At 69.6% G+C, this 23,393-nt stretch carries 20 protein-coding genes and 1 tRNA gene; 10 read left to right on the forward strand and 11 right to left on the reverse strand.

Annotated features, from left to right (window positions below; genetic code table 11):
• Window positions 1-46: 46 nt before the first annotated feature.
• The 5 genes from lptB to JMJ56_RS19325 all read right to left on the reverse strand — a co-directional run bounded on the left by lptB (window position 47) and on the right by JMJ56_RS19325 (window position 3,476).
• Entirely contained in the window at window positions 47-829 is a 783-nt protein-coding gene (lptB, locus tag JMJ56_RS19305; RefSeq protein ID WP_202833408.1) for an LPS export ABC transporter ATP-binding protein, read from the reverse strand.
• The gene (locus JMJ56_RS19310) at window positions 826-1,815 is read right to left on the reverse strand and encodes an LptA/OstA family protein (protein ID WP_202833409.1); all 990 of its coding nucleotides are present in this window, start codon (window positions 1,813-1,815) and stop codon (window positions 826-828) included. The genes lptB and JMJ56_RS19310 overlap by 4 nt, the downstream gene beginning before the upstream one ends.
• On the reverse strand, window positions 1,812-2,441 hold the full coding sequence (gene lptC, locus JMJ56_RS19315; protein WP_202833410.1) for an LPS export ABC transporter periplasmic protein LptC: 630 nt from the start codon (window positions 2,439-2,441) through the stop codon (window positions 1,812-1,814). Before lptC ends, JMJ56_RS19310 begins: the two co-directional genes overlap by 4 nt.
• 235 nt (window positions 2,442-2,676) lie before the next feature.
• Window positions 2,677-3,249, reverse strand: a complete 573-nt coding sequence (locus JMJ56_RS19320; RefSeq protein ID WP_202833446.1) for a ribonuclease D — start codon at window positions 3,247-3,249, stop codon at window positions 2,677-2,679.
• 140 nt (window positions 3,250-3,389) lie between these two features.
• Window positions 3,390-3,476: transfer RNA gene (locus JMJ56_RS19325), tRNA-Leu, on the reverse strand.
• A gap of 147 nt (window positions 3,477-3,623) precedes the next feature.
• On the opposite strand from JMJ56_RS19325, the gene JMJ56_RS19330 reads away from it, so the two are divergent.
• From JMJ56_RS19330 to gltB, 3 genes are all read left to right on the forward strand, one after another.
• Window positions 3,624-4,583, forward strand: a complete 960-nt coding sequence (locus tag JMJ56_RS19330; protein WP_202833411.1) for a complex I NDUFA9 subunit family protein — start codon at window positions 3,624-3,626, stop codon at window positions 4,581-4,583.
• Between the two features lie 216 nt (window positions 4,584-4,799).
• Window positions 4,800-6,239, forward strand: coding sequence for an NAD(P)-dependent oxidoreductase (locus JMJ56_RS19335; protein WP_202833412.1), 1,440 nt, complete (start codon window positions 4,800-4,802; stop codon window positions 6,237-6,239).
• Window positions 6,240-6,244: 5 nt separating this feature from the next.
• A complete protein-coding gene (gene gltB, locus JMJ56_RS19340) occupies window positions 6,245-10,777 on the forward strand; it encodes a glutamate synthase large subunit (RefSeq protein ID WP_202833413.1) in 4,533 nt (1,510 codons plus the stop codon).
• 11 nt (window positions 10,778-10,788) lie between these two features.
• Here the strand turns inward: gltB and JMJ56_RS19345 are convergent, their stop codons facing one another.
• Window positions 10,789-11,466: a hypothetical protein gene (locus JMJ56_RS19345; RefSeq protein ID WP_202833414.1), complete on the reverse strand. Its 678-nt coding sequence runs from the start codon at window positions 11,464-11,466 to the stop codon at window positions 10,789-10,791.
• A 124-nt stretch (window positions 11,467-11,590) separates the two neighbouring features.
• Between JMJ56_RS19345 and fzlA the strand changes: the two genes are divergently transcribed.
• On the forward strand, window positions 11,591-12,259 hold the full coding sequence (gene fzlA / locus JMJ56_RS19350) for an FtsZ-binding protein FzlA (RefSeq protein ID WP_202833415.1): 669 nt from the start codon (window positions 11,591-11,593) through the stop codon (window positions 12,257-12,259).
• 15 nt (window positions 12,260-12,274) lie between these two features.
• Here the strand turns inward: fzlA and JMJ56_RS19355 are convergent, their stop codons facing one another.
• On the reverse strand, window positions 12,275-12,490 hold the full coding sequence (locus JMJ56_RS19355) for a hypothetical protein (RefSeq protein ID WP_202833416.1): 216 nt from the start codon (window positions 12,488-12,490) through the stop codon (window positions 12,275-12,277).
• Between the two features lie 208 nt (window positions 12,491-12,698).
• Window positions 12,699-13,277, reverse strand: a complete 579-nt coding sequence (locus tag JMJ56_RS19360; protein WP_202833417.1) for a tyrosine phosphatase family protein — start codon at window positions 13,275-13,277, stop codon at window positions 12,699-12,701.
• Window positions 13,278-13,373: 96 nt separating this feature from the next.
• Between JMJ56_RS19360 and radA the strand changes: the two genes are divergently transcribed.
• The 6 genes from radA to JMJ56_RS19390 are packed head-to-tail and all read left to right on the forward strand — an operon-like array spanning window position 13,374 to window position 19,456.
• Window positions 13,374-14,786: a DNA repair protein RadA gene (radA, locus tag JMJ56_RS19365; RefSeq protein ID WP_202833418.1), complete on the forward strand. Its 1,413-nt coding sequence runs from the start codon at window positions 13,374-13,376 to the stop codon at window positions 14,784-14,786.
• 48 nt (window positions 14,787-14,834) lie between these two features.
• The gene (locus tag JMJ56_RS19370; RefSeq protein ID WP_328702424.1) at window positions 14,835-15,434 is read left to right on the forward strand and encodes a CvpA family protein; all 600 of its coding nucleotides are present in this window, start codon (window positions 14,835-14,837) and stop codon (window positions 15,432-15,434) included.
• 10 nt (window positions 15,435-15,444) lie between these two features.
• The gene (gene purF / locus JMJ56_RS19375; RefSeq protein WP_202833419.1) at window positions 15,445-16,926 is read left to right on the forward strand and encodes an amidophosphoribosyltransferase; all 1,482 of its coding nucleotides are present in this window, start codon (window positions 15,445-15,447) and stop codon (window positions 16,924-16,926) included.
• Complete coding sequence (locus JMJ56_RS19380; RefSeq protein ID WP_202833420.1) at window positions 16,926-17,639, forward strand: SDR family NAD(P)-dependent oxidoreductase; 714 nt, start codon at window positions 16,926-16,928, stop codon at window positions 17,637-17,639. Before purF ends, JMJ56_RS19380 begins: the two co-directional genes overlap by 1 nt.
• On the forward strand, window positions 17,636-18,463 hold the full coding sequence (locus tag JMJ56_RS19385) for a 23S rRNA (adenine(2030)-N(6))-methyltransferase RlmJ (protein WP_202833421.1): 828 nt from the start codon (window positions 17,636-17,638) through the stop codon (window positions 18,461-18,463). The genes JMJ56_RS19380 and JMJ56_RS19385 overlap by 4 nt, the downstream gene beginning before the upstream one ends.
• Window positions 18,464-18,478: 15 nt before the next feature.
• A complete protein-coding gene (locus JMJ56_RS19390; protein ID WP_202833422.1) occupies window positions 18,479-19,456 on the forward strand; it encodes an NAD(P)H-dependent glycerol-3-phosphate dehydrogenase in 978 nt (325 codons plus the stop codon).
• Here JMJ56_RS19390 and JMJ56_RS19395 read toward each other — a convergent pair.
• The 3 genes from JMJ56_RS19395 to JMJ56_RS19405 are packed head-to-tail and all read right to left on the reverse strand — an operon-like array spanning window position 19,377 to window position 23,330.
• Window positions 19,377-20,150, reverse strand: coding sequence for an endonuclease III (locus JMJ56_RS19395; protein ID WP_328702425.1), 774 nt, complete (start codon window positions 20,148-20,150; stop codon window positions 19,377-19,379). The two genes, JMJ56_RS19390 and JMJ56_RS19395, sit on opposite strands and share 80 nt — an antisense overlap.
• Window positions 20,147-21,832, reverse strand: a complete 1,686-nt coding sequence (locus JMJ56_RS19400; RefSeq protein WP_202833423.1) for an ATP-binding protein — start codon at window positions 21,830-21,832, stop codon at window positions 20,147-20,149. The genes JMJ56_RS19395 and JMJ56_RS19400 overlap by 4 nt, the downstream gene beginning before the upstream one ends.
• On the reverse strand, window positions 21,813-23,330 hold the full coding sequence (locus JMJ56_RS19405) for an ATPase domain-containing protein (RefSeq protein WP_202833424.1): 1,518 nt from the start codon (window positions 23,328-23,330) through the stop codon (window positions 21,813-21,815). Before JMJ56_RS19405 ends, JMJ56_RS19400 begins: the two co-directional genes overlap by 20 nt.
• Between the last annotated feature and the right edge of the window lie 63 nt (window positions 23,331-23,393).

Consider the following 23,393-nt stretch of genomic DNA (forward strand, 5'->3'; position numbering starts at 1 on the left):
GCTCCGCGGGGCGGGGAGAGGCGAGGTGAAGATGTCCCGCATGCCCTTACAAACTGAACCTCTCGCCGAGATAGACCCGCCGCACGCCCTCATGCGCGACGATGTCGTGCGGCAGGCCCTCCATCAGCACCTGGCCGTCATGCAGGATGTAGGCGCGGTCGATGATCTCCAGCGTCTCGCGCACATTGTGATCGGTGATGAGCACGCCGATGCCGCGGTTCTTCAAATGCTTCACCAGGTCGCGGATCTCGCCGACCGCGATCGGGTCGATGCCGGCCAGCGGCTCGTCCAGCAGGATATAGGCGGGGTGGGTGGCCAGTGCGCGGGCGATCTCGCAGCGCCGCCGCTCGCCGCCCGAGAGGGCGAGGGCCGGGGCGCGGCGAAGATGGGCGATGCCGAACTCGGCCAGCAGCGCATCGAGCATCTGCTCGCGGCGGTCGCGCACCGGCTCCACCACCTCGAGCGCGGCGCGGATATTGTCCTCGACCGAGAGGCCACGGAAGATCGAGGCCTCCTGCGGCAGGTAACCGAGGCCGAGCCGGGCACGGCGATACATCGGCAGCATCGTCACGTCATGGCCGTCCATGACGACCTTGCCCTCATCCGGCTGGACAAGGCCGGTGATCATGTAGAAGGTCGTCGTCTTACCGGCGCCGTTCGGCCCGAGCAGGCCGACCGCCTCGCCGCGCTTCAGGTTGATCGAGACGTTCCGCACCACCGGGCGCTTGCGGTAGCGCTTGCCGAGGCCGGTTGCGACCAACCCGCCTTCGCCCTCGATGGCACGAAGCGTGGGGAAGCGGGCCTCGGTGGGCAGCGTCGTCTGGTTCATCGGCCGCGGCGCTCCGGCGTTGCGGGTTGGGGCGAGGCGCTGCGGCCGGGCTCCTGGCCGCCGGACCGCTCCTGGTCCTGATTCGGCATGATGAGTCCCTGCACACGGGCGCCCGGCGCCGAGACGAGCCGCGCCACATTGGTGCGGAGGTTCACGATCGCCTCCTGCCCGTTGATCTGGTTGTCGGTGCGGGTGATCCGCACATTGCCGAGCAGCCGGGCCATTCCGGTCTGGGCGCTGTAGACGCCACGGTCGCCACGCACCACGTCGGTCGCGGTGCGAATCTCGACGTTGCCGAAGGCCTCGACGCGGTCGACCTTGCCCTGGCCGGGCACCGGCCTCTCGCCCGGCCTTGCCGCCACAGGCGGGGGCAGGGCATTGGCCTGGCCTGGCGCGTCCAGCATGTAGGAGACAAGGGTATCGGCGGCGATCCGCCTTCCGCCCTCGGCATTGTCCACCACGACGGCGTTGCCACGGGCGACGGCCATCTTCCGCGCCGACCAGTATTCCAGGCTGTCCTTGGCGGTGATGACCTGGCTCGGCGTGGTGAGGGAGACATTGCCCCGCCCGGTCAGCACCAGCACCGCCTGGTCGATGTCATAGACGGCGCGGTCGCCGCGGGCGGTATCGGTCTCGGTGACGATGCGGACATTGCCCTCCGCCTCGAGCCGCCAGATCTCGTTGCTGCCGCCGCCGAGGGCCTGGTCCGGGCTGCCTGCCGCCGCGGCGGGACGCACCGCACCGGCCTGCGCCTCGCCCGGCCGCGCCTGGGGACGGTAGCGGGCCAGCAGCCGGTCGGCATAGACGGTGACGTTGCCGCGGATGGCGCGGGCATTGCCACGGGCGATGACCACCTGCTCGGCCTGGCGCCATTCGATGCCGTCCGAGGCCGTGACATCGACCGGCCCGCCCTGGGACAGGTCGATTCCCTGGGCCATGGCGTGCAGGGGCAGCGCCAGCAGGGCGGCGAGAAGCCAGCGCCTCATCGCCCGCCGCCTTCCAGCACCGCATGGGCATTGCCGGTGAAGACGACAACCGCGCCTCGCTCGAGGATGCGGAAGCCGTCTGAAGTGATGGTGCCGAAGCTGCCCTGGGCGGCCACCGGGGCGTCGCCGCTGGCGGTGCCCGCCTCGGTCTCCACCGCCGCCGTCTCTGTAAGCATCATCACGCCGCTGTCGTGGTAGATCGTCACGTCGCCCTTGAGGTCGAGATGGTTCGCGGCACGGTCGAACCGGCCGGCACGGGCCTGCAGATAGACCCAGGCGCCGTCCGAGAGAAGGATGTCGGCCCGCGGTTCCTCGAGGTCCAGCACCCGCTCCGCCCCCGGCTGCTGGCCGGTGCGGGCAGTGACGGTGAAGGGCCGGTTCAGCTCGTCGATTCCCTGGTAGCGCGGGTTGACCACCCGCAGCCCTTCCGCCCGCGGCATCACCATGCGGCGGAAGCTGACGCGCGAACGGTCCTCATTGCCTTCGATCTCGGGCCAGAACACCACTAGGCCGAGCAAGGCCAGGGCGAGGGCGGGCAGCAGCCGCTTGCTCCAGCGGACGAAGAAGCGCCGGCGCGCCATCTGCCCCCGGCTGAAGCCACGCCGCGCACGGGAGAGCGGCAGCATGGCGCGATCCGCCGGGAGCGACACGCGTCCCGTCGCCGGCTGGGCCAGGGACGGCCGGTCTGGCGTCACGGGCCCGCCTGTTGACCCAGTGGGCCCGGCCGAGGGATGACTGTTCGCATCTGCACAACCCATCTATGGGCCTGGAGGGTCCCCCGGTCAACGGAGGGCGCGCCTCCCGACAAGAATCGTGCCAAAAGCGATCGTCACGATTGACAACCGCTTCATCATTGCATGGTCAGTGGGCGAAGATATCCGGCTCCACATAGCCGAGCAGGTCGAGCGTGCCGCGCGCGGGCAGGAAGCGGAAGCAGGCTTCCGCCAGCTCCAGTCGCCCCTCGCGGCGCAGCAGCCCTTCGAGCTTGGCCCAAAGCGCATGCAGGTGCAGCACGTCGGAGGCAGCATAGGCCAGCTGCTCGGCCGACAGCTCCGGCGCGCCCCAATCCGAGCTCTGCTGCTGCTTCGAGAGCTCGACGCCCAGCAATTCCTTGCAGAGATCCTTCAGCCCATGCCGGTCGGTGAAGGTGCGGACCAGCTTGGCGGCGACCTTGGTGCAGACGACTGGTGCCACCATCACCCCGAGATGCTGGTGCAGCGCCGCGCAGTCGAAGCGGGCGAAATGGAACAGCTTGGTGACCGCCGGGTCCTCCAGCAGCCGCTTCAGGTTCGGGCAATCGGCGCCGCGGCCACCGAGGCTCTCCGGGACGATCTGCACCAGCTCCGCATTGCCGTCGCCGGCCGAAAGCTGCACCAGGCAAAGCCGGTCGCGATGCGGGTTGAGCCCCATCGTCTCCGTGTCGATGGCGACCATGCTGCCGAAATCGAGCCCATCGGGCAGGTCATGGCGATGCAGGCGGATCACGGCGGGGCTCCTGGCGGCAGCGTTGCCGCGACCGGCCGGCTGAGGAGAGAAGAGGGTTGTGCCCAATGCGCGGTCCCCGAAGCGGGGAATGGTGCCCAGGAAAGGACTCGAACCTTCACGACCTTGCGGTCACTGGCACCTGAAGCCAGCGCGTCTACCAATTCCACCACCTGGGCACAGGCTGCGGAGCCGGCGGTGGATCGCCGCCGGGAGCGCGCAAATAGAAGGCCCAGCGTCCGGCGTCAAGCGGCTTTGCGGCCCCGCTTGGCGTTGCATTGCCGCGGCCATATGGTCCGCCCGCCGTCAGCCTGGAGATGCCCCGCATGCGTCAGCCCACCATTCGTCAGGTCGCCACCGTTTTCGGTGGGGCCGGATTCATCGGCCGCTACGTGGTGCAGCGGCTGGCGGCGCGCGGTTGGGTGGTGCGCATCGCAGGGCGAGACCCGGCCCGGGCGCGCTTCCTGCAGACCCAGGGAATGGTGGGGCAGATCGTGCCCCTCGCCGCCGACCTCGGCGATGAGGGCCAGTTGGCCCGAGCCATCGCCGGGGCGGACCTGGTCGTCAACCTGGTCGGCATCCTGGCCGAGCGGGCCTCCGGCGACTTCCAGCGCGTGCAGGCCGAGGGCGCCGGGCGGGTAGCGCGCCTGGCAGCGGCCGGCGGCGTGGAGCGGCTGGTCCATGTCTCGGCGATCGGCGCCGATGCGCAGAGTCCAAGTCGCTACGGCCGCAGCAAGGCCGAGGGCGAGACCGCCGTCCGCGCCGCCTTCCCGCAGGCGACGATCCTTCGTCCCTCCATCGTCTTTGGGCCGGAGGACCAGTTCTTCAACCGCTTCGCCGGCCTCGCCCGGATGCTGCCGGTAATGCCGGTGATCGCCGGCAACACCCGCTTCCAGCCTGTCTATGTCGGTGACGTGGCCGATGCGGTGATCGCCGCCGCAAGCCGGGAGGATGCGGCCGGCAAGACCTATGAGCTGGCCGGGCCGCGGGTGCTTAGCTTCCGCGAATTGCTGCGCTTCATTCTCGACACTACCGGTCATCGCCGGCCGCTTGTTGATCTGCCCGAGGCGCTGGTGAAGCTTCAGGTGGCGCTCGGGCGTTACCTGCCGAACCCGCCGCTGACCGAGGACCAGTTGTTGATGCTGCAGCGTGACAACGTCGCCGCTCCGGATGCGCCTGGCCTCGCCGAACTTGGGATCCAGGCGAAATCGGTGGAGGCCGTGGTGCCGGGCTATCTCAGCCGCTTCCGTCCTGGTGGCGGGCGCCGACCGGTAACGGCGGCATAAAAAGTCCGAAACGGACCTTATGGAATGGAGAGGCTTGCGCGAAACTTTCCGCGAAGCTGCTCATCAACGGTATTGGGTCAGTGTAGCTGACCTTTCGGCCAGAAAAGACTCGCGTCACATCTCGCGGCGCCGTAAAGCTTCGCCTTGTCATCAGCCGAGGCGGCTGCGGTGTCGCGTGCCCGCATCGCCCTTGATCGAGAAAGCGGGGACGCCGCCATGGCCGAACGGATGCTGCAATTCGTGCGCCTCTCCCAGGCTCAGCCCGAGAAGCGCGACATCGCCGCCCGCCGTTCCGATTTCGGCGAGATTTACCGGGAATTCGCCGCCGAGGCCGCCTCGGCCCAGGCCAGCCGGTGCAGCCAGTGCGGCGTGCCCTTCTGCTCCATCCACTGCCCGCTGAACCAGAACATCCCGGACTGGCTGAAGCTGACAGCGGAGGGCCGGCTGGAGGAGGCGCATGAGGTCAACTCGGCGACCAACACCTTCCCCGAGATTTGCGGCCGCATCTGCCCGCAGGATCGGCTCTGCGAAGGCAACTGCGTCATCGAGAAGGGCTTCGAGAGCGTCACCATCGGCGCCGTCGAGAAGTACATCAACGACACCGCCTGGGAAAATGGTTGGGTGAAGCCGCCGAGCCCACGGCAGGAAAAGCCCCACAGCGTCGGCATCATCGGCGCCGGGCCCGCCGGGCTCGCCACCGCCGAACGGCTGCGTAGCCGCGGCTGGCAGGTGCATGTTTATGACCGCTACGACCGCGTCGGCGGGCTGATGATCTACGGCATCCCCAACTTCAAGCTGGAGAAGGAGGTGGTGCTGCGCCGTTGGAAGCTGTTCGAGGCGGGTGGGATCCATTTCCACCTGAATGTCGCGGTCGGCACAGACATCACCGTCGACGAGTTGCGGGCGAAGCACGATGCCGTCTTCATCGCGACAGGCGTCTACAAGGCGCGCGACATCGAGGTGCCGGGCAGCGACCTCGCCGGCATCGTCCCGGCGCTCGACTACCTGACCGCCTCCAACCGCGACAACCTGGGCGATGACGTGCCCACCTTCGCCTCCGGCGCCCTCAACGCCCACGGCAAGCGCGTCGTCGTGCTCGGCGGCGGCGATACGGCCATGGATTGCGTCCGCACCGCCATCCGCCAGGGCGCCTCGGCCGTCACCTGCCTGTATCGCCGCGACAAGGCGAACATGCCGGGCTCCATGCGTGAGGTGAAGAATGCCGAGGAGGAGGGCGTGGAGTTCACCTGGCTCGCCGCCCCCGACGCTTTCGCCGGGCATGGCAAGGTCGAGGCGGTGCGTGCGACCCGGATGCATCTTGGCTTGCCGGATGCGACTGGCCGCCAGCAGGTGGCCGCCATTCCGGGGAGCGAGTTCAACATCCCCTGCGACCTCGCCATCAAGGCGCTCGGCTTCGATGCCGAGGACCTGCCGGCGATGTTCAACGAGCCGGCGCTGGCGGTCACCCGCTGGGGTACGCTGAAGGTCGACCACCGCACGATGATGACCGCGCTGCCCGGTGTCTTCGCCGGCGGCGACATCGTCCGCGGCGCCTCCCTCGTCGTCTGGGCGATCCGCGACGGGCGCGACGCGGCGGACCAGATCGAGGCCTATGTCACGCAAAAGGCGAGCGCGCTCGCCACCGCCGCGGAGTAAGAGCGATGACCGAGACCGGGTTCGAATTCGCGCGCGCCTATGAGGCGAATGCCGCCCGCCTCCGCGACGTGGCGCATGTCGACACCACCGAGCACGATGCCTGCGGCGTCGGCCTCGTCGCGGCGCTCGATGGCAAGCCCTCGCGCAAGGTCGTCCAGGCCGGCATCGATGCGCTGAAGGCCGTCTGGCACCGCGGCGCCGTCGATGCCGACGGCAAGACTGGCGACGGGGCGGGCATCCATATCGAGATTCCGCAGGATTTCTTTGCCGAGGTGGTGCAGCGCGGCGGCGACCGGCTGCGCCCGGGGCGCATCGGCGTCGGCATGGCCTTCCTGCCGAAGAGCGACCTGGGCGCGCAGGAGCGCTGCCGCCAGATCGTCGAGACGGAGATCCTTTCGGCCGGCTACGCCATCTATTCCTGGCGCCAGGTGCCGATCCACATCGGCTGCATCGGCGAAAAGGCGAACGCCACCCGGCCCGAAATCGAGCAGATCCTGATCTACGACCCGGAGCTGCGCGACGAGGCGGAGTTCGAGCGCGACCTCTACGTCATCCGTCGGCGGATCGAGAAGCAGGCCATTGCGGCGCAGATCGCCGAGCTGTACCTGTGCTCGCTCTCCTGCCGTTCGCTGATCTACAAGGGGATGTTCCTCGCCGAGCACCTGACGGAGTTCTATCCGGACCTGCTCGATGCGCGCTTCGTCTCGCGCTTCGCCATCTATCACCAGCGCTACAGCACCAACACCTTCCCGACCTGGAAGCTGGCCCAGCCCTTCCGCATGCTCGCCCATAACGGCGAGATCAACACGCTGCACGGCAATGCCAACTGGATGAAGAGCCACGAGACGCGGCTCTCCCACCCGTTGCTGGACGCCTATCTCGAGGACATCAAGCCGATCGTCCAGGCCGGCGGCTCCGACACGGCGACGCTCGACAATGTCTTCGAGTTGCTGGTGCGCGGCGGCCGCGATGCACCGATGGCGAAGTCGATGCTGATCCCGGAGAGCATCACCAACAATGCGACGATGCCGCAGGCGCATCGCGAGTTCTTCCTCTACTGCAACGCGGTGATGGAACCCTGGGACGGCCCCGCCGCCATCGCCGCGACGGATGGCCGTTGGGTCATCGCCGGGCTCGACCGCAACGGGCTTCGCCCGCTGCGCTACACCCAGACGTCGGACGGGCTGCTGATCGTCGGCTCCGAGACCGGGATGGTGAAGGTCTCCGAGGATGCCATCGTCGCTAAGGGCCGTGTCGGCCCCGGCCAGTGCATCGGCGTCGATCTTGAGGCCGGCCGCTTCTACCGCGATGCCGAGCTGAAGGACGAGCTCTCGGCCCGCCACCCCTTTGGCAAGTGGACCGAGCGCACCACGCGCATCGACGGCATCGTCCGTACTGGCACCGGCGAACCCGTCGCCTTCCAGGGCGAGGAGCTGCGTCGCCGCCAGCTCGCCGTCGGCTACACGCTGGAGGAGTTGGAGACCATCCTCCACCCGATGGTCGAGGACAGCGCCGAAGCCGTCGGCAGCATGGGCGACGACACGCCGATCGCCGTGCTCTCCGGCCAGTACCGCGGCCTGCACCATTACTTCCGCCAGACCTTCAGCCAAGTCACCAACCCGCCGATCGACAGCCTGCGCGAGACGCGGGTGATGACGCTGAAGACGCGCCTCGGCAATCTCGGGAACATCCTCGACGAGGACCCGACCCAGTGCGACATGCTGATGCTCGACAGCCCGGTGCTGTCGAACGCCGAGTTCGCCGCGATGCGCGGCTATATGGGCAGCACGGCCTGCGAGGTGGACTGCACCTTCGCCGCCGATGAGGGCGAAGCCGGCTTGCGCCGCGCCATCGACCGCATCCGGCGCGAGGCGGAGGAGGGCGTCCGCTCCGGCTGCGCTCATGTCATCCTGACCGATGAGCACCAGTCCGCGGGCCGCGCGCCGATCCCGATGATCCTCGCGGTCGGCGGCGTCCACACGCATCTGGTGAAGCACTCGCTCCGCACCTTCACCAGCCTCAATGTCCGCAGCTCCGAATGCGTGGACGTCCACTACTTCGCCGTGCTGATCGGCGCCGGCGCCACGACGGTGAACGCCTACTTGGCGCAGGAAAGCGTCGCCGACCGCTACCGCCGCGGCCTCTTCGGCAACAGTTCGCTCGAGGATTGCGTCGCCCATTACAAGAAGGCGGTGGACAAAGGCCTGCTGAAGATCATGTCCAAGATGGGTATCTCGGTCATCAGCAGCTACCGGGGCGGCATGAATTTCGAGGCGATCGGCCTCTCCCGCGCCCTCGTCGCGGACTTCTTCCCGGGCGTGCCGAGCCGCATCTCCGGCATCGGCCTCCAGGGCATCGCCCGCCGCGTGCTGGCGCTGCACCGCAAGGCCTGGGATGCGGACGTCATCACGCTGCCCGTCGGTGGTCTTTACAAGCGGCGCCTGCGCGGCGAGAGCCATGCCTTCGACGGCGGCCTGATCCACACCCTGCAGGAGGCGGTGGAGACCGACAGCTACACCAAGTTCAAGCGCTATTCGGAGGCGGTGCGTCGCCAGCCCCCGGTCGCGCTCCGCGACCTGCTCGATTTCCGCAGCGAGGGCCACACGGCCATCCCGCTCGAGGAGATCGAGAGCATCACCGAGATCCGCAAGCGCCTGGTCGCGCCCGGCATCTCGCTCGGTGCCCTCAGCCCGGAGGCGCATGAGACGCTCTCCATCGCCATGAACCGCATCGGTGCCAAGTCCGACAGCGGCGAAGGCGGCGAGGATCCGGAGCGCGCCCGGCCGCGCGCCAATGGCGACAATGCCAACAGTGCCATCAAGCAGATCGCCTCCGGCCGCTTCGGCGTGACGGCGGAATATCTCAACAACTGCCGCGAGATCGAGATCAAGGTCGCCCAGGGTGCCAAGCCCGGCGAGGGCGGCCAGTTGCCCGGCTTCAAGGTCAGCGGCATCATCGCCCGGCTACGCCACGCGACGCCGGGCGTCACGCTGATCTCGCCGCCGCCGCATCACGACATCTACTCGATCGAGGATCTGGCGCAGCTCATCTATGATCTCAAGCAGATCAATCCGGAAGCGACGGTCTGCGTGAAGCTGGTCAGCCGCTCCGGCATCGGCACCATCGCGGCGGGCGTGGCCAAGGCGAAGGCGGATGCGATCCTGGTCTCCGGCCATTCCGGCGGCACCGGGGCCTCGCCCGTCTCCTCGATCAAGTATGCCGGCCTGCCCTGGGAGATGGGGCTGTCCGAGACGCATCAGGTGCTGCAGCTCAACCGGCTGCGCCACCGGGTGAAGCTCCGGACCGATGGCGGCATCAAGACCGGGCGCGACGTCGTCATCGCCGCCATGCTCGGGGCGGAGGAATTCGGCATCGGCACCGCCTCGCTGGTGGCGATGGGCTGCATCATGGTCCGGCAGTGCCACAGCAACACCTGCCCGGTCGGCGTCTGCACCCAGGACGAGACGCTGCGGAAGAAGTTCACCGGCTCGCCGGAGAAGGTCATCAACCTCTTCTCCTTCGTGGCGGAGGAGGTGCGGGAGATCCTCGCCTCGCTCGGCGTCCGCAAGCTGACCGACGTCATCGGCCGGACCGACCTGCTGAAGCAGGTCAGCCGTGGTTCCGAGGATCTTGACGACCTCGACCTGAACCCGCTGCTGGTTCAGGCTGATGCCGGCGGGCTGCCGAGCTACTGCACCCTGAACGGCCGCAACGAGGTGCCGGAGACGCTGGACGCGGACATGATCCGCGACGCCGCCTCGCTCTTCGAGCGCGGCGAGAAGATGCAGCTGCAGTACAACATCCGGAACACGCACCGCGCGATCGGCACCAAGATCAGCAGCAAGATCGTGCGGAAGTTCGGAATGACCGGCCTGCAGCCCGGCCACCTGACGGTGCGGCTGCGCGGCACCGCCGGCCAGTCCCTCGGCGCCTTCGCCGTGCGCGGGCTGAAGCTGGAAGTCCTCGGCGACGCCAACGACTATGTCGGCAAGGGCCTCTCCGGCGCCGCCATCGTCGTCCGCCCGGCGCCCTCCTCCAGCCTCGTCTGGAACGAGAACACCATCATCGGCAATACCTGCCTCTACGGGGCGACGGCGGGCGAGCTTTTCGCCGCGGGCCAGGCGGGCGAGCGCTTCGCCGTCCGCAACAGCGGGGCAACGACGGTGGTCGAGGGCTGCGGCGCCAATGGCTGCGAGTACATGACCGGCGGCACGGTCGTGATCCTCGGCGCCGTGGGCGATAATTTTGGTGCCGGCTTCACCGGCGGCATGGCCTTCATCTACGATCCGGAGGAAAGCTTCGAGCGGCGCGTGAACCCGGATACGCTGTTCTGGTCCCGCCTCGCCTCCAACCATTGGGAGGCGCATCTCCAGGTGCTCATCGGCCGGCATGTGGCGGAGACGGGCAGCCGCCTCGCCGCCCGGCTGCTGAACGACTGGGAGACGGAGCGCGGCCGCTTCTGGCACGTCGTACCGAAGGAGTATGCGAAGTACCTGCCCGTGCCGATGCGGGACGAGGCGGCGGTGGCGGCCGAATAGGCTGCCCCGCCCTAGGGACGCATCGCCTTGGTGAACTGGCCCTCGCCGTTATAGGGCCAGTAAAGCCCCCATTGGCCGTAATAGGCCTTGCAGGCCGCCATGTCGGCTAGATAGCGCGCTTCGCCCTCGCGGAAGGCAGCGAAGCGCGTGTCCGGCTTAACCCCCGGGTGCTGATGGCCGTGCGGCGGGGTGAAGTCGTCCTGAGCGCCGTGCTGCAGCCGGCTTTGCAGCCCGGCATTCAGCAGCCGCACCGCCTCCATCGCCTCCCTGTCCCACTTGCCACGCTCGGCGCCCGAGATCAGGGCGGAGGCGAAGAGCTTGCGGTAGCCGCCCGCCGGCTTCCGCGCCCAGAGGCTCATCATGTCGTAGTCCGAGACGAAGATGTTGCCGCGCTCGGGATGCACGCCGAGGCCGTTCTCGCCCGACTTCACCGTATTCCCGGCGCTGTCGTGCCCATCCGCCCATCGCTTCGGCGGCACCGCCCCCTGGAAGGCGACGGCGCCCCGCTTCGGGCAGCGCATGACGATCAACAGCCCGAGCCGTCGTGTCGCCTCCCGGAAGGTCGCCACATCCTCCGGACCGATATCGCTCTGCCCTGCGAAGCGGATGTCCTCCGGCCCGACTTGGCCGCCGGCCCGGCTCAGGCGCTGGAACACCGCCAGTTCGCCGATCGACACCGTGAGCGTCATCTGGATTGTCCTCCCGACCGGGCCTCCTGACCGGGGATATTGCTACACCGAATCCACACCGCTTCCCAGCGGATGGTGGGGAACGCCTTCCGCTGCCGTGGCGCGGGTGCCATAAGGCGCTGCCGTGCGAACCCTGTATCACATCCCGCTCTCGCCCTACTCCCGTAAGGTCCGCCTCGCTTTGGCCGAGAAGCGGATTCCTTTCGAGCTGCGCATCGAGCGTTTCTGGGAGAGGCGGCCGGATTTCCTGGCGATGAACCCCGCCTGCACCGTGCCCGTGTTGCAGGAAGAGAACGGCTTCACCATCGCCGACAGCTACGCCATCTGCGAGTATCTGGACGAAGCCTATCCCGACATGCCGCTCTTCGGCCGCACCCTCGGTGAGCGGGCGGAGGTGCGCCGACTGATCGCCTGGTTCGACCACAAATTCCATGCGGAGGTCACCCGCAACCTGCTCTACGAGAAGCAGCTGAAGCGCCTTCTCGGCCGCGGCAACCCGGATGCCGCCGCCATGCGCGCCGGCTACCAGAACATGAAGATGCACATGGAGTATATCGGCGATCTGGCCGAGAACCGCGCCTGGCTGGCCGGGTCCCAGATCAGCCTCGCCGATTTCGCGGCCGCGGCGCAGCTCTCCTCGCTCGACTACATCGGCGACGTGAAATGGGAGCTGAGCGAGCCGGCGCGGGACTGGTATGCGCGGATGAAGTCCCGTCCCTGCTTCCGCGGCCTGCTTGCCGACCGGATCAGCGGCCTTGCCCCCCCCGACCACTATTCCGACCCGGATTTCTGACCGACCGGCCGCGGCTCAGCCGCCATTGTCGTTGCTTGCGTCCTGGCGGCCAATCGGCAACGGCTGAAACAGCCCGGCCACCAGCATCCGGCGCAAGCTGAGCAGGCGTTGCGGGGCGACGAAGAAACGGAGGTCACGGACCTCCGCTCCGCTCATTCGGGCGAAGCCGGGCAGGGCGCAGGAGGTGCCCCGCACCTGGCCAGGGCCGCTCCGTTGCTGATGGTCGTCCATCACGCACTGCTCCGGACTTTCGGGTGTCGGATCGAGACGGATGCGATTTTGGTGCGGAATCGAGAGGACCGCGAAAGCTTTCAGGAGAGGGTGGTGGAGCTGGCGTGAATCTCTGCATCGAGGGACCGGCCATTGCTGCGCGAAGGGCATCGGCAGCCCGCTGCTTTCCAGCAATGCTGCCGATCGCGCTACCGGTGAGGTTGGGCGCTCAGGTCAGCGCCTCCGCTGCATCCACCTCCCGCCCACGCCCCGCCTTCCGCATCACCTCCGCCAAATGCGGCCGGATTGCGAGTTGATGGCGGTAGATCGCCGCCGCCGCCCGTGGCAGCGTCCCGCCGCGCCCGAGCATCGCATCGCCTAGCTCCAGCATCCGGAGGTTCGGCCAGGTCTTCTCGCGGATGGCGAGGATGCCTTGCAGGACCTCCTCCGCCGGCAGCTCCGGCCGCGCCTGGGCGAGGATCAGGCTCATCGCCGCCGTCGAGCGGGAGATGCCGACATGGCAATGCACCAGGAGCCGTGCCGTCCGCTCCGCCGCCAGCCCGCGGCCGAAATCGAGGATCGCCGCGACATGCTCCCCTTCCGGCACCACATGATCCGCCTGAGACTGGATGATGTCGTGGAAGCGCAGCTCCAGCCGGGCATGCTCGCCGAAGCTGCCGAAGGCTTCCGGTTCCGCCCGATCCGGGTCGAGGATCGAGAGCACGTGGCTGACGCCGGTGGCGCAATGACCCTCCAGCTCCTCGATGCCGCAGACATGGATGGGGAAGGGCAGGGGGCTCGCGCTCATGGACGCAGCCTGCGCCGGCCCGGCGTCGCGGTCCAGGCTTGCAACGCGGGCGACGCTGCCTCATGTTCCTGTTTCGTGCCGATCAGGGGAGGCCGCTTGGCCAAGGACCGCGCCCGTTATGTCTGCCAGGCCTGTGGCGCCGTCCACCCGAAATGGCAGGGCCGCTGCGACGCCTGCGGCGAGTGGAACACCCTGCAGGAGGAAGCCCCGGCCTCCGCCCGCGGTCCTGGCCCAGCAGCCAAGGTCGCAGGCGGGCGGCGCGTCGAATTCGTCGGCCTCCAGGGTAGCTCCGCCCCGCCGCCGCGCATCCCGACCGGCCTGCCGGAGCTCGATCGCGTGCTCGGCGGCGGCATCGTGCCCGCCTCCGCCGTGCTGGTCGGCGGCGACCCCGGCATCGGCAAGTCCACCATCCTGCTCCAGGCTGCGGCCCGCATCGCCGCCGCGGGCCATCGCGCCCTCTACGTCAGCGGGGAGGAAGCGGTGGAGCAGGTCCGGCTCCGTGCGCTCCGCCTCGGGCTTGAGAAGGCGCCGCTGGCGCTCGCCGCCGCGACCGCGCTGCGGGACATCGTCGCCAGCCTAGAGCAGGAGCAGGAAGCCGCGCTCGTCGTCATCGACTCAATCCAGACCCTTTGGCTCGACGCGCTCGATTCCGCCCCCGGCACCGTCGCCCAGGTCCGCGCCTGCGCCGCGGAGCTGATCCGCCTCGCCAAGACCCGCGGCTTCGCCCTGATCCTTGTTGGGCATGTGACCAAGGAGGGCACGCTGGCCGGCCCGCGCGTGCTGGAGCACATGGTCGATGCCACCCTCTATTTCGAAGGCGATCGCGGCCACCAGTTCCGCATCCTGCGGGCGGTCAAGAACCGCTTCGGCGCCACCGACGAGATCGGCGTGTTCGAGATGACCGAGCGCGGCCTGGTCGAGGTGCCGAACCCCTCCGCCCTCTTTCTCGCCGAGCGCCGCGGCAATGTCTCTGGCTCGGCGGTCTTCGCCGGGATCGAGGGGACGCGGCCGGTGCTGGTCGAGGTGCAGGCGCTGCTCGCCCCCTCGGCCGGCGGCAGCCCGCGGCGGCAGGTGGTGGGCTGGGATTCCGGGCGGCTCGCCATGCTGATGGCGGTGCTGGAGGCCCGCTGCGGCCTTACCCTCGGCATGAACGATGTCTATCTCAACATCGCCGGTGGCTTGCGCATTGCCGAGCCCGCTGCCGACCTTGCCGTGGCCGCCGCCCTGGTATCGGCCGCGACCGACCGGCCGACCGACCCGGAGACCGTCTATTTCGGCGAGGTCGGCCTTTCCGGCGAGGTGCGGCAGGTGGCGCAGGCCGAGGCGCGGCTGCGCGAGGCGCAGAAGCTCGGCTTCGCCGCCTCCGTCCTGCCCCGCCGGGTCGCTCGGGGCGGGCGGACGCCGAGCGCGCCGGACGGCCTTCGCCTCACCGAGGTCGGCCACCTCGCCGACCTGGTCGCCCCCTTCGCCGGGCGGACGGTGCGGAAGGAGCCGGCGAAGGCTGGGTAATTCCGCCACACCTGTGCCCTGCGCTGCCCAGCCCTACTGCTGGCGCGCGTGGACACCCCCAACCCCCATCGCTATACCCCGCGCACGATGACCTGGGTCGATGCTGTGGTCCTGGCGGTGCTGGCCGTCTCGGCGGTGCTCGCTTTCCTGCGCGGACTGGTGCAGGAGGTGCTGGGGGTGGGGGCCTGGATCGGCGCCGCCGCCCTTGCCCTCGTCCTGCGCCCCTCCGTTGCGCCCCTGCTCCAGGGTACGGTTGATCCGCCCTGGCTCGCCGATGCGCTGGCCGCCGGCGGCGTCTTCCTCCTGGTGCTGATCGTGCTGAAAGTCATCATCGCGCAGATCGCCCGGCTGGTGCAGAACTCCATGCTCGGTGGCACCGACCGGGCGCTTGGGATGCTTTTCGGCATCGCCCGGGGTGCCTTCCTCGTGGTGCTTGCCTATATCCTCGGCGGCATGGTGCTGCCGGCGACCGAGCGCTGGCCGGAACCGGTGCGGGAGGCGCGCTCCCTGCCGTTAGTGATCGAAGGCGCGCAACGGCTCGTCGCGCAGCTCCCCGCTGAATACCGCCCCCGCGTGGCCTCTCCCCCGGCCCGCCCCATTCCGACGCAGGAAGACTTCGAGCGGCCGCCTGCCCGCAACCGGACGTGAGGACCATCCCATGACCGAAGAGGCCCTGCGGCTCGCCGCCCCCGACGATGACAAATTCCATGAGGAATGCGGCGTCTTCGGCATCTGGAACACCAATGACGCGGCGGCGCTGACGGCGCTCGGCCTGCATGCCCTGCAGCATCGCGGGCAGGAGGCGGCCGGCATCGTCAGCCTCGACGAGGGCGGCATCTTCCACGCTCATCGCGGCCGCGGCCTGGTTGGCGACACCTTCTCGGACGCCAAGATCATGGCCTCGCTCCGCGGCCGCGCCTCCCTTGGCCACAACCGCTACGCCACCACCGGCGAAACGGCGCTGCGCAACGTCCAGCCGCTCTATGCCGATTTCGCCTTCGGCGGCTTCGCCGTGGCGCATAACGGCAACCTCACCAATGCGATGGCGCTGCGCCGCAGCCTCGTCAACCGCGGCTGCCTGTTCCAGAGCACGACGGACAGCGAGGTCTTCATCCACCTCATCGCCATCAGCCTCTACTCGACGGTGGTGGACCGGCTGATCGACGCGCTGCGCCAGGTCCAGGGCGCCTACAGCCTGGTCGCGCTGCATGACGGCGCGCTGATCGGCGCACGCGACCCGCTCGGCGTCCGCCCCCTCGTCCTCGGCCGCTTGGGCGGCACCAACGGCGTGCCGACCTCCTGGGTGCTGTGCAGCGAGACCTGCGCGCTCGACATCGTCGGCGCGGAATTCGTCCGCGACATCGATGCCGGCGAGATCATCATCATCGACGACAAGGGCGTGCACAGCATCAAGCCCTTCGGCAAGCAGCCGGACCGCTTCTGCATCTTCGAGTACATCTACTTCGCCCGCCCGGATTCGGTGGTCGAGGGCACGCCGGTCTACGAGACCCGCAAGCGCATCGGCGCCGAGCTGGCCCGCGAGAGCGGCGTCTCTGCCGACGTCGTCGTTCCGGTGCCTGACAGCGGCGTGCCGGCAGCGATGGGCTATGCGCTCGAGAGCGGCATCCCCTTTGAGCTCGGCATTATCCGCAACCACTATGTCGGCCGCACCTTCATCGAGCCGACCGACCAGATCCGCAATCTCGGGGTGAAGCTGAAGCACAGCGCCAATCGCCCGATGCTGGAGGGCAAGCGCGTCATCCTGGTCGATGACAGCATTGTCCGCGGCACGACCAGCAAGAAGATCGTCGAGATGGTCCGCGCCGCCGGGGCGAGCGAGGTGCATATGCGCATCTCCTCCCCGCCGACGACCCATAGCTGCTACTACGGCATCGACACGCCGGAGCGCGGCAAGCTGCTCGCCGCGACGCATGACCTCGAGGAGATGGCGAAGATCATCGGCGTCGACAGCCTAGCCTATATCTCGCTCGACGGGCTGTACCGCGCCCTCGGCAAGCCCGGTCGCGATACCGCGCAGCCGGCCTATTGCGACGCTTGCTTTACCGGCGACTACGCCATCCCGCTAAGCGACGCCCAGGCGAACAGCGACCGCCAACTCTCCCTGTTGCAGGTTGGCTGATGGCGATGCCGCTGGAAGGCTCCGTTGCCCTGATTACAGGCGCCTCCCGCGGCATCGGCGCGGCGGTGGCGCTGGAACTCGCGCGGATGGGCGCCCATTGCGTGCTTACCGCCCGTACCCAGGGCGCGCTGGAGGAGTTGGACGACGCCATCCGCACCGCGGGCGGGCAAGCGACGCTCTTCCCGCTCGACCTCGCCAAGGATGCCGAGAAGATGGACATGCTCGGCCCCTCGATCGTGCATCGCTTCGGCCGGCTCGACATCCTGGTCCATGCCGCGGGCCTGCTGCCCAAGCTGACGCCGGTCGCCCACATCATGCCGCCCGACTGGCAGGCGAGCATCGCCGTCAACCTCACCGCCACCTGGCGCCTGATCCGCACCTGCGACCCGCCGCTGCGCGCGGCGCCGGCCGGCCGCGCTGTCTTCCTCACCGATTCGCTGGCCGAGGCGCCGCGTGCCTATTGGGGCCTCTACGGCTTCGGCAAGGCTGGGCAGGCGCATCTTGCCCGCTCCTGGGCGGCCGAGGTCGAGAGCACCCCGCTTCGCGTGAACCTCGTCGATCCAGGCCCCGTCGCCACCCGCCTCCGCGCCGTCGCCATGCCCGGCGAGAATCCGGCCAGCCTCCGCCAGCCGGCCGATGTGGCGCCCGCCATCGCTGGCCTCTGCCGACCGGAGGAAACTCGGCACGGGGCGAGTGTCGCGCTCGGCGCGTGAACTATCGCCACGCCTTCCATGCCGGCAATTTCGCCGATTGTATGAAGCACGCCTTGCTGGTCGCGCTGCTGCGGGCGCTCGCCGTCAAGGCGACGCCCTTCCGCGTGCTCGACACCCATGCCGGGCTTGGCGCCTATGATCTCGCCGCGCCCGAGACCGGCCGCACCGGCGAGGCCGAGCGCGGCATTCTCCGCCTGCTCGACATTGAGGATGGCCCGCTCGCCGACTACCTCGCCCTGGTCCGCGCCGCCGGCGCCCCGGCCTGGTATCCCGGCTCCCCCGTCCTGGTCCGCGCGCTGCTGCGCCCGCAGGACCATCTGTTGGCCTGCGAGCTGCATCCGGAGGACCACGCCATCCTCCGTGCCCGGTTCCGCCGCGACCCGCAGGTCGCCGTCCATCTCCGCGACGGCTGGGAAGCCCTCCGCGCCCTGACACCCTTCCCGGAGCGCCGCGGCCTCGTGCTCGTCGACCCGCCTTTCGAGCAGGAGGGCGAGTTTGAGCGCATGGCCGCCGGCATCGCCCTCGTCGCCCATCGCTTCCGCGCCGCCGTCCAGGCCTGCTGGTACCCGATCAAGCACCGCGCCCCGGTCCGCGCTTTCCACACCGCCTTGCAGGAGTCGGGCGTCCGCGACCTCCTCGCCGCCGAGCTTTGGCTGCGCGAGCCGACCGACCCGCAGCGGCTCAACGGCTGCGGCCTGCTCATCTCCAACCCGCCCTGGCATTTCGAGGAGCAGGCGGCCAGCATCCTCCGAGCCCTCCTCGACCGCCTCGGCAGCCGCGAGCCGGGCGAGGGCTGGACCGTCACCCGCATCGCTGCGGAGTAGGGAAGGGGAGAAGCGATGCCCCGCATTGCCGTCATCGGCGCCGGCGCCTGGGGCACGGCGCTCGCGGTGCAGGCCGACCGCGCCGGGCATGAGGTAGTGCTCTGGGCGCGTGACCCGGGCCGTGCCGCCATCATGCAGGCGACGCGCGGGAACAGTCTCCACCTTCCCGGCACGCCGCTCCCGCCTGCCATCACCGTCACCGCCGAGCCGACCATGCTCGATGGCGTCGCCTTCGCCCTGCTCGCCGTCCCCACCCAGCACATCCGCCCGCTGCTCGGTCGCCTGCCGGAGCGCCTGCCGCCCCTCGTCATCGCCGCGAAGGGCGTCGAGCAGGGCAGCCTTCTCCTCCCCCTCGAGCTCCTCGACGCACTCCGCCCCAGACACCCCGCCGCCGTTCTGTCGGGGCCGAATTTCGCCCATGAGGTCGCCGCCGGCCTCCCGACCGCCGCCGTGCTCGCCAGCCAGGACGCGGCCCTCCGCGCGATGGCCGCTGACCACCTCGCCACCCCCGGCTTCCGCCTCTATGGCAGCGACGACCCGCTCGGCGTGCAGGTCGGCGGAGCGGCGAAGAACGTCATCGCCATCGCCGCCGGCGCGGTGATCGGCGCCGGGCTTGGCGAGAATGCCCGCGCCGCCCTCATCACCCGCGGCCTTGCCGAACTCTCCCGCCTGGTCGTCGCGCTCGGTGGCCGCGCCGAGACCGCCGCCGGCCTCTCCGGCCTCGGGGACCTGCTCCTGACCGCAACCGGCCCCTCCAGCCGCAACACCGCGCTCGGCCTCGCCCTCGGCCGCGGCCTCTCCCTGGCGGAGGCGCTGGCCGGCAAGTCGAGCGTCGCCGAAGGCGCCGCCACCGCCCCCGCCCTGCTTGCGCGCGCCACGGCCGCCGGTGTCGAGCTGCCGGTCTGCGCTGCCGTCACGGCATTGCTGGCCGGCGAGGCGACCGTCGCCGAGGCGATGGCGCAGCTCCTGGCCCGTCCGCGCCGGGACGAGTAGGCGCAATGCCCACCTGCCGGCATTGCTGGATCAGGAGGCAGCCGCCGCAGCGCGGCCGCTCGCCGGTGCAGATCGCCTTGCCGAAGGGCACCAGCCGCTCGTTGATCTCGATCCAGTAGCGCTCCGGCAGGACCGCAACCAACGCCTGCATCGTCCGCTCCGGCGTCGTCGCCGCCACATAGCCCCAGCGGTTGACGATGCGGTGAACATGGATGTCGACCGAGATCGCTGGCCTCCCGAAGCCGACGCCGAGGGTCAGCGCTGCGATCTTCGGCCCGACGCCGCGCAGTGCCATCAGCCCCTCGAGCGTGTCAGGCACCGCCCCGGCCGCCGCGATCTGCCGCGAGAGCGCCAGGATGTCCCGTGCCTTCGGCTCCGGAAAGGTCGCGCCGTGCAGCAGCCCGATCAGCCGCGCCTCATCCAGCCCGGCCATCGTCTCCGGCGTCCGCGCCACGGCGAAGAGCCGCTCGGAGACGGGCAGGCTCACCTCGTCCCGCGTCCGCGCCGAGATCAGCGCCGCGACAAGCTGTTCGAAGGGCGAGCCGAAGCCTCGGTCCCGCAACTCGAACATCGCCGCCTTGGGCAGCCGCGCCACGGACTCCCGCAACAGGCGGAAGACGAGGTCGATATCGAAGGGGTCCTTGGCCGGTGCATCATCCATCCCGCCGCAACGCAGCAGGGCAGGCTTGGTCACGGCCGGCCGAGCGCCATCCGCGTCGCCGCCGCCAGCTCCTCCAGCCGGTAGGGCTTGGGCAGCACCGCGATGCCCTCCGCCTCGGCGTCGCGCTTCGCCGCCTCGGCATAGGCGGTGGTCAGCATCACGGGCAGGCCGGGCCGCCGCCGCTTCACCTCGCGCGCGAGATCCACACCGTTCATGCCGCCCGGCATCATCACGTCGGAGAAAACGAGGTCGACCGGCCGTCCGTCCGCCAGTGCGCCGAGCGCAGCCGCGGCGCTCGCCGCCCGCGTCGCTTCGAAGCCGAGCGTCGTCAGCATCTCGCCGACCAGCGCCGCCACCTCATCGTCGTCCTCGACCAGCAGCACATGGGCGAGCGGCGCATCGGCCCGCCGCTCGACCCGCAGATCGATCAGGTGCCGCTCCGCGACAGCCGGGGTGCGATGGGAGCGCGGCAGCAGCAGCGAGATCGTCGTGCCCCCCCCGAGCTCCGTGTCGATCCGCACCGTGCCGCCCGATTGCTGCGCGAAGCCATAGACCTGCGCCAGGCCAAGGCCGGAGCCCTTGCCGATGTCCTTGGTCGTGAAGAAAGGCTCGAAGACCCGCTCCAGCACCTCGGGCGGTATGCCGGTCCCGGTATCGACGACGGAGAAGGCGACGAAATCCCCGTGCAGCCCGTCCATATCGAGGCCCGGCCGGTTCTCGCCACGGATGACGATGGTGCCGCCCTCCGGCATCGCGTCCCGCGCATTCACCGCAAGGTTCAGCACCACCAGCTCCAGCTCGCCGGGATCGACCTCCACCGGCCACAGCCCCTCGGCGAAGTCGAGCGCCACATGCACGTCGCCGCGAAGGCTGCGGTCCAGCAGCTCCCGCATGCCGCCGATCTGGCGGGCGAGATCGACCGCCTCCGAGGTCAGGGCCTGGCGCCGCGAAAAGGCGAGCAACTGGCGGGTCAGGGCCGCGCCGCGCCCGGCCGCCTGGCGCATGCCGTCCATCAACAGCTTCTGCCGCGCCTGGTCCCGCTGCCGGCCGAGCATGTCGAGCCCGCCCGAGATCACCATCAGCAGATTGTTGAAATCGTGGGCGACGCCGCCGGTGAGCTGGCCGATCGCCTCCATCTTCTGCGCATGGCGGAGCGTCTCCTCCACCCGCTCGCGCTCGGTGATCTGCGCGCGGAGAGCCTCGTTCGCCGCTTCCAGCTCCTGCGTCCGTGCGGTGACCAGCGCCTCCAGCCCGCGCTCGGCCCGCTCCCGCTCGGCCAGATGCGCCCGCACCTCGTATTGCCGCCGCCGCGCCCGCACCGCCGCCTGCAGGCTGCTGGTGAGGGTGATGGCCTGCACCGGCCGCTCCAGCAGGGAGACGTTGCGCAGCGCCGCCACCAGCCGCGCCCGCCCGGCCACGGCTTGCGAGGTCTGGCGGTGGCTGGTGAGGATGACGAAGGGCATGTCGGACCAGGGCGGCTGCCGCTCCACCCAATCGAGCAGCGGCTCTATCGGCCGGCCCATCAGCGCTTCCTCGGCGACGAAGGCCGCATCCGCCCCCGCCTCCAGCCCTGCCACCAGCGCGCCCAGATCGGCACAGACCTCGGTAGTGAGCGCCGCCCGCCACAGCAGCTCGGCCGAAGCCGTGCCGTCCCGCCCGGTGGGGGCGAGGACCAGCACGCGCGGGCTGGCGAGGTCAGAGCTGGCCTGGTTCATCGTCGGTCAGCAGGAGGGCGCTGGTGCCGCTGTACTGCGGCGTGCCGGTGAAGATGCCGCTGAACTCGCGCAGCGGCGGCCCGATGGCGATGCCGCCGCGCCCGAGCCTGAACTCGCGGATGGAGCGCTCATGCGCCCCGCTCCGCTTCTTCACCACGGACAGCGCCCGGCGCACCACGCCCTCGAACTCGAAATAGCGCAGCATCAGCACCGCATCGCTGAGATAGCTGATATCCACCGGCGTCTGCATCGGGCCGACCAGCCCATGCTGCGCCAGCACCAGGAGGGTGAGCACGCCGGTCTGGTTCAGGTAGCTGAGCAACTCATGCATCTGCAGGATGAGGAAGCGCTCGTCCGGCATGGCGCTGAGATAGCCGTTGAGGCTGTCGATGACGATGACGCGCGCCCCGTCCTGCTCTACGGCGTTGCGAACGAGATGTGCGAACTCGCCCGGCGAGAGTTCCGCCGGATCGATCTGCTGGATGCGCACCAGCCCGGCTTCGACCGCCGGCTGCAAGGAGATGCCAAGCGCTGCGGCACGGGTGAGGATGGTGGAGACGCCCTCGTCAAAGGCATAGACCACCGCACGCTCGCCACGCTCCGCCGCGGCGAGCGCATAGGTCAGCGACAGGGCGGACTTGCCGACCCCGGCCGGGCCCAGCAGCAGCATGCTGGTTCCGCGCTCCAGCCCGCCGCCGAGCATGGCATCGAGCCCTGGCCTCCCGCTGCCGACCAACCCCGTCGCGGGCGCCCCACGATGCTCCGCCGCCACCAGCCGCGGGTAGATCTCGAGCCCGCCGCGCCGGATGGTGAAGTCGTGGTAGCCGCCACGGAAGGGCATGCCGCGCATCTTGACCACGCGCAGGCGCCGCCGCTCGGAGCCGTAGTCGAGCGCCATCTGCTCGAGGAAGACCACGCCATGGGCGATGGAGTGGAGTTGCAGGTCGTCCGCCTTTGAGGACATGTCGTCCAGCATCAGCACCGTGCAGTCGCGGTTGGTAAAGAAATGCTTCAGCGCCAGGATCTGCCGGCGGTAACGAAGCGAGTTCTGCGCCAGCAGCCGCAGCTCGGAGAGGCTGTCGAAGACGATGCGCAACGGGTTCAGCGCCTGCACCCGGTCGAAGACCAGCTGCGTCGTCTCGTTCAGCTCGATCTCGGCAGGATGGAAGACGGTCAGCTCCCGGCTCGGGTCGAGGCTCGCCTCCGCCGGCACCAACTCGAAGACCGTGATGCCGTCCAGCGTCCAGCCATGCCGCTTGGCAACCAGCCGCAGCTCGCGCTCCGTCTCGGAGAGGGAGATGTAGAGCACCCGCTCGCCCCGCCTTACACCTTCCAGCAGGAATTGCAGGGCGAGGGTGGTCTTGCCGGTGCCGGGCCGGCCTTCGCAGAGATAGAGGCGATTGGCATCGAAGCCGCCACCGAGAATGTGGTCGAGGCCGGCGCTGCCGGTCGAAACGCGAGGCGGGTCGCCATCGGTGGTGTCAGGCTGGGCGGTCATCCTGTCTTCCATGCGGCCGGCGGGTCGCCCGAGCGGGAGGCTGCCGAGACGGCCCAGCCCGCA

This window comes from Belnapia arida, from assembly GCF_016773205.1.
In the GTDB taxonomy this organism is placed as follows: domain Bacteria; phylum Pseudomonadota; class Alphaproteobacteria; order Acetobacterales; family Acetobacteraceae; genus Belnapia; species Belnapia arida.

Coding starts and splice junctions, on each gene's coding strand:
- JMJ56_RS19330 (WP_202833411.1), top strand. CDS start 3,624: ATGCGTCAGCCCACCATTCGTCAGGTCGCCACCGTTTTCGGTGGGGCC.
- JMJ56_RS19335 (WP_202833412.1), top strand. CDS start 4,800: ATGGCCGAACGGATGCTGCAATTCGTGCGCCTCTCCCAGGCTCAGCCC.
- JMJ56_RS19405 (WP_202833424.1), bottom strand. CDS start 23,330: ATGACCGCCCAGCCTGACACCACCGATGGCGACCCGCCTCGCGTTTCG.
- lptC (WP_202833410.1), bottom strand. CDS start 2,441: ATGCTGCCGCTCTCCCGTGCGCGGCGTGGCTTCAGCCGGGGGCAGATG.
- purF (WP_202833419.1), top strand. CDS start 15,445: ATGACCGAAGAGGCCCTGCGGCTCGCCGCCCCCGACGATGACAAATTC.
- JMJ56_RS19355 (WP_202833416.1), bottom strand. CDS start 12,490: ATGGACGACCATCAGCAACGGAGCGGCCCTGGCCAGGTGCGGGGCACC.
- JMJ56_RS19345 (WP_202833414.1), bottom strand. CDS start 11,466: ATGACGCTCACGGTGTCGATCGGCGAACTGGCGGTGTTCCAGCGCCTG.
- JMJ56_RS19380 (WP_202833420.1), top strand. CDS start 16,926: ATGGCGATGCCGCTGGAAGGCTCCGTTGCCCTGATTACAGGCGCCTCC.
- JMJ56_RS19310 (WP_202833409.1), bottom strand. CDS start 1,815: ATGAGGCGCTGGCTTCTCGCCGCCCTGCTGGCGCTGCCCCTGCACGCC.
- JMJ56_RS19390 (WP_202833422.1), top strand. CDS start 18,479: ATGCCCCGCATTGCCGTCATCGGCGCCGGCGCCTGGGGCACGGCGCTC.
- JMJ56_RS19360 (WP_202833417.1), bottom strand. CDS start 13,277: ATGAGCGCGAGCCCCCTGCCCTTCCCCATCCATGTCTGCGGCATCGAG.
- JMJ56_RS19320 (WP_202833446.1), bottom strand. CDS start 3,249: ATGGTCGCCATCGACACGGAGACGATGGGGCTCAACCCGCATCGCGAC.
- gltB (WP_202833413.1), top strand. CDS start 6,245: ATGACCGAGACCGGGTTCGAATTCGCGCGCGCCTATGAGGCGAATGCC.
- lptB (WP_202833408.1), bottom strand. CDS start 829: ATGAACCAGACGACGCTGCCCACCGAGGCCCGCTTCCCCACGCTTCGT.
- JMJ56_RS19400 (WP_202833423.1), bottom strand. CDS start 21,832: ATGAACCAGGCCAGCTCTGACCTCGCCAGCCCGCGCGTGCTGGTCCTC.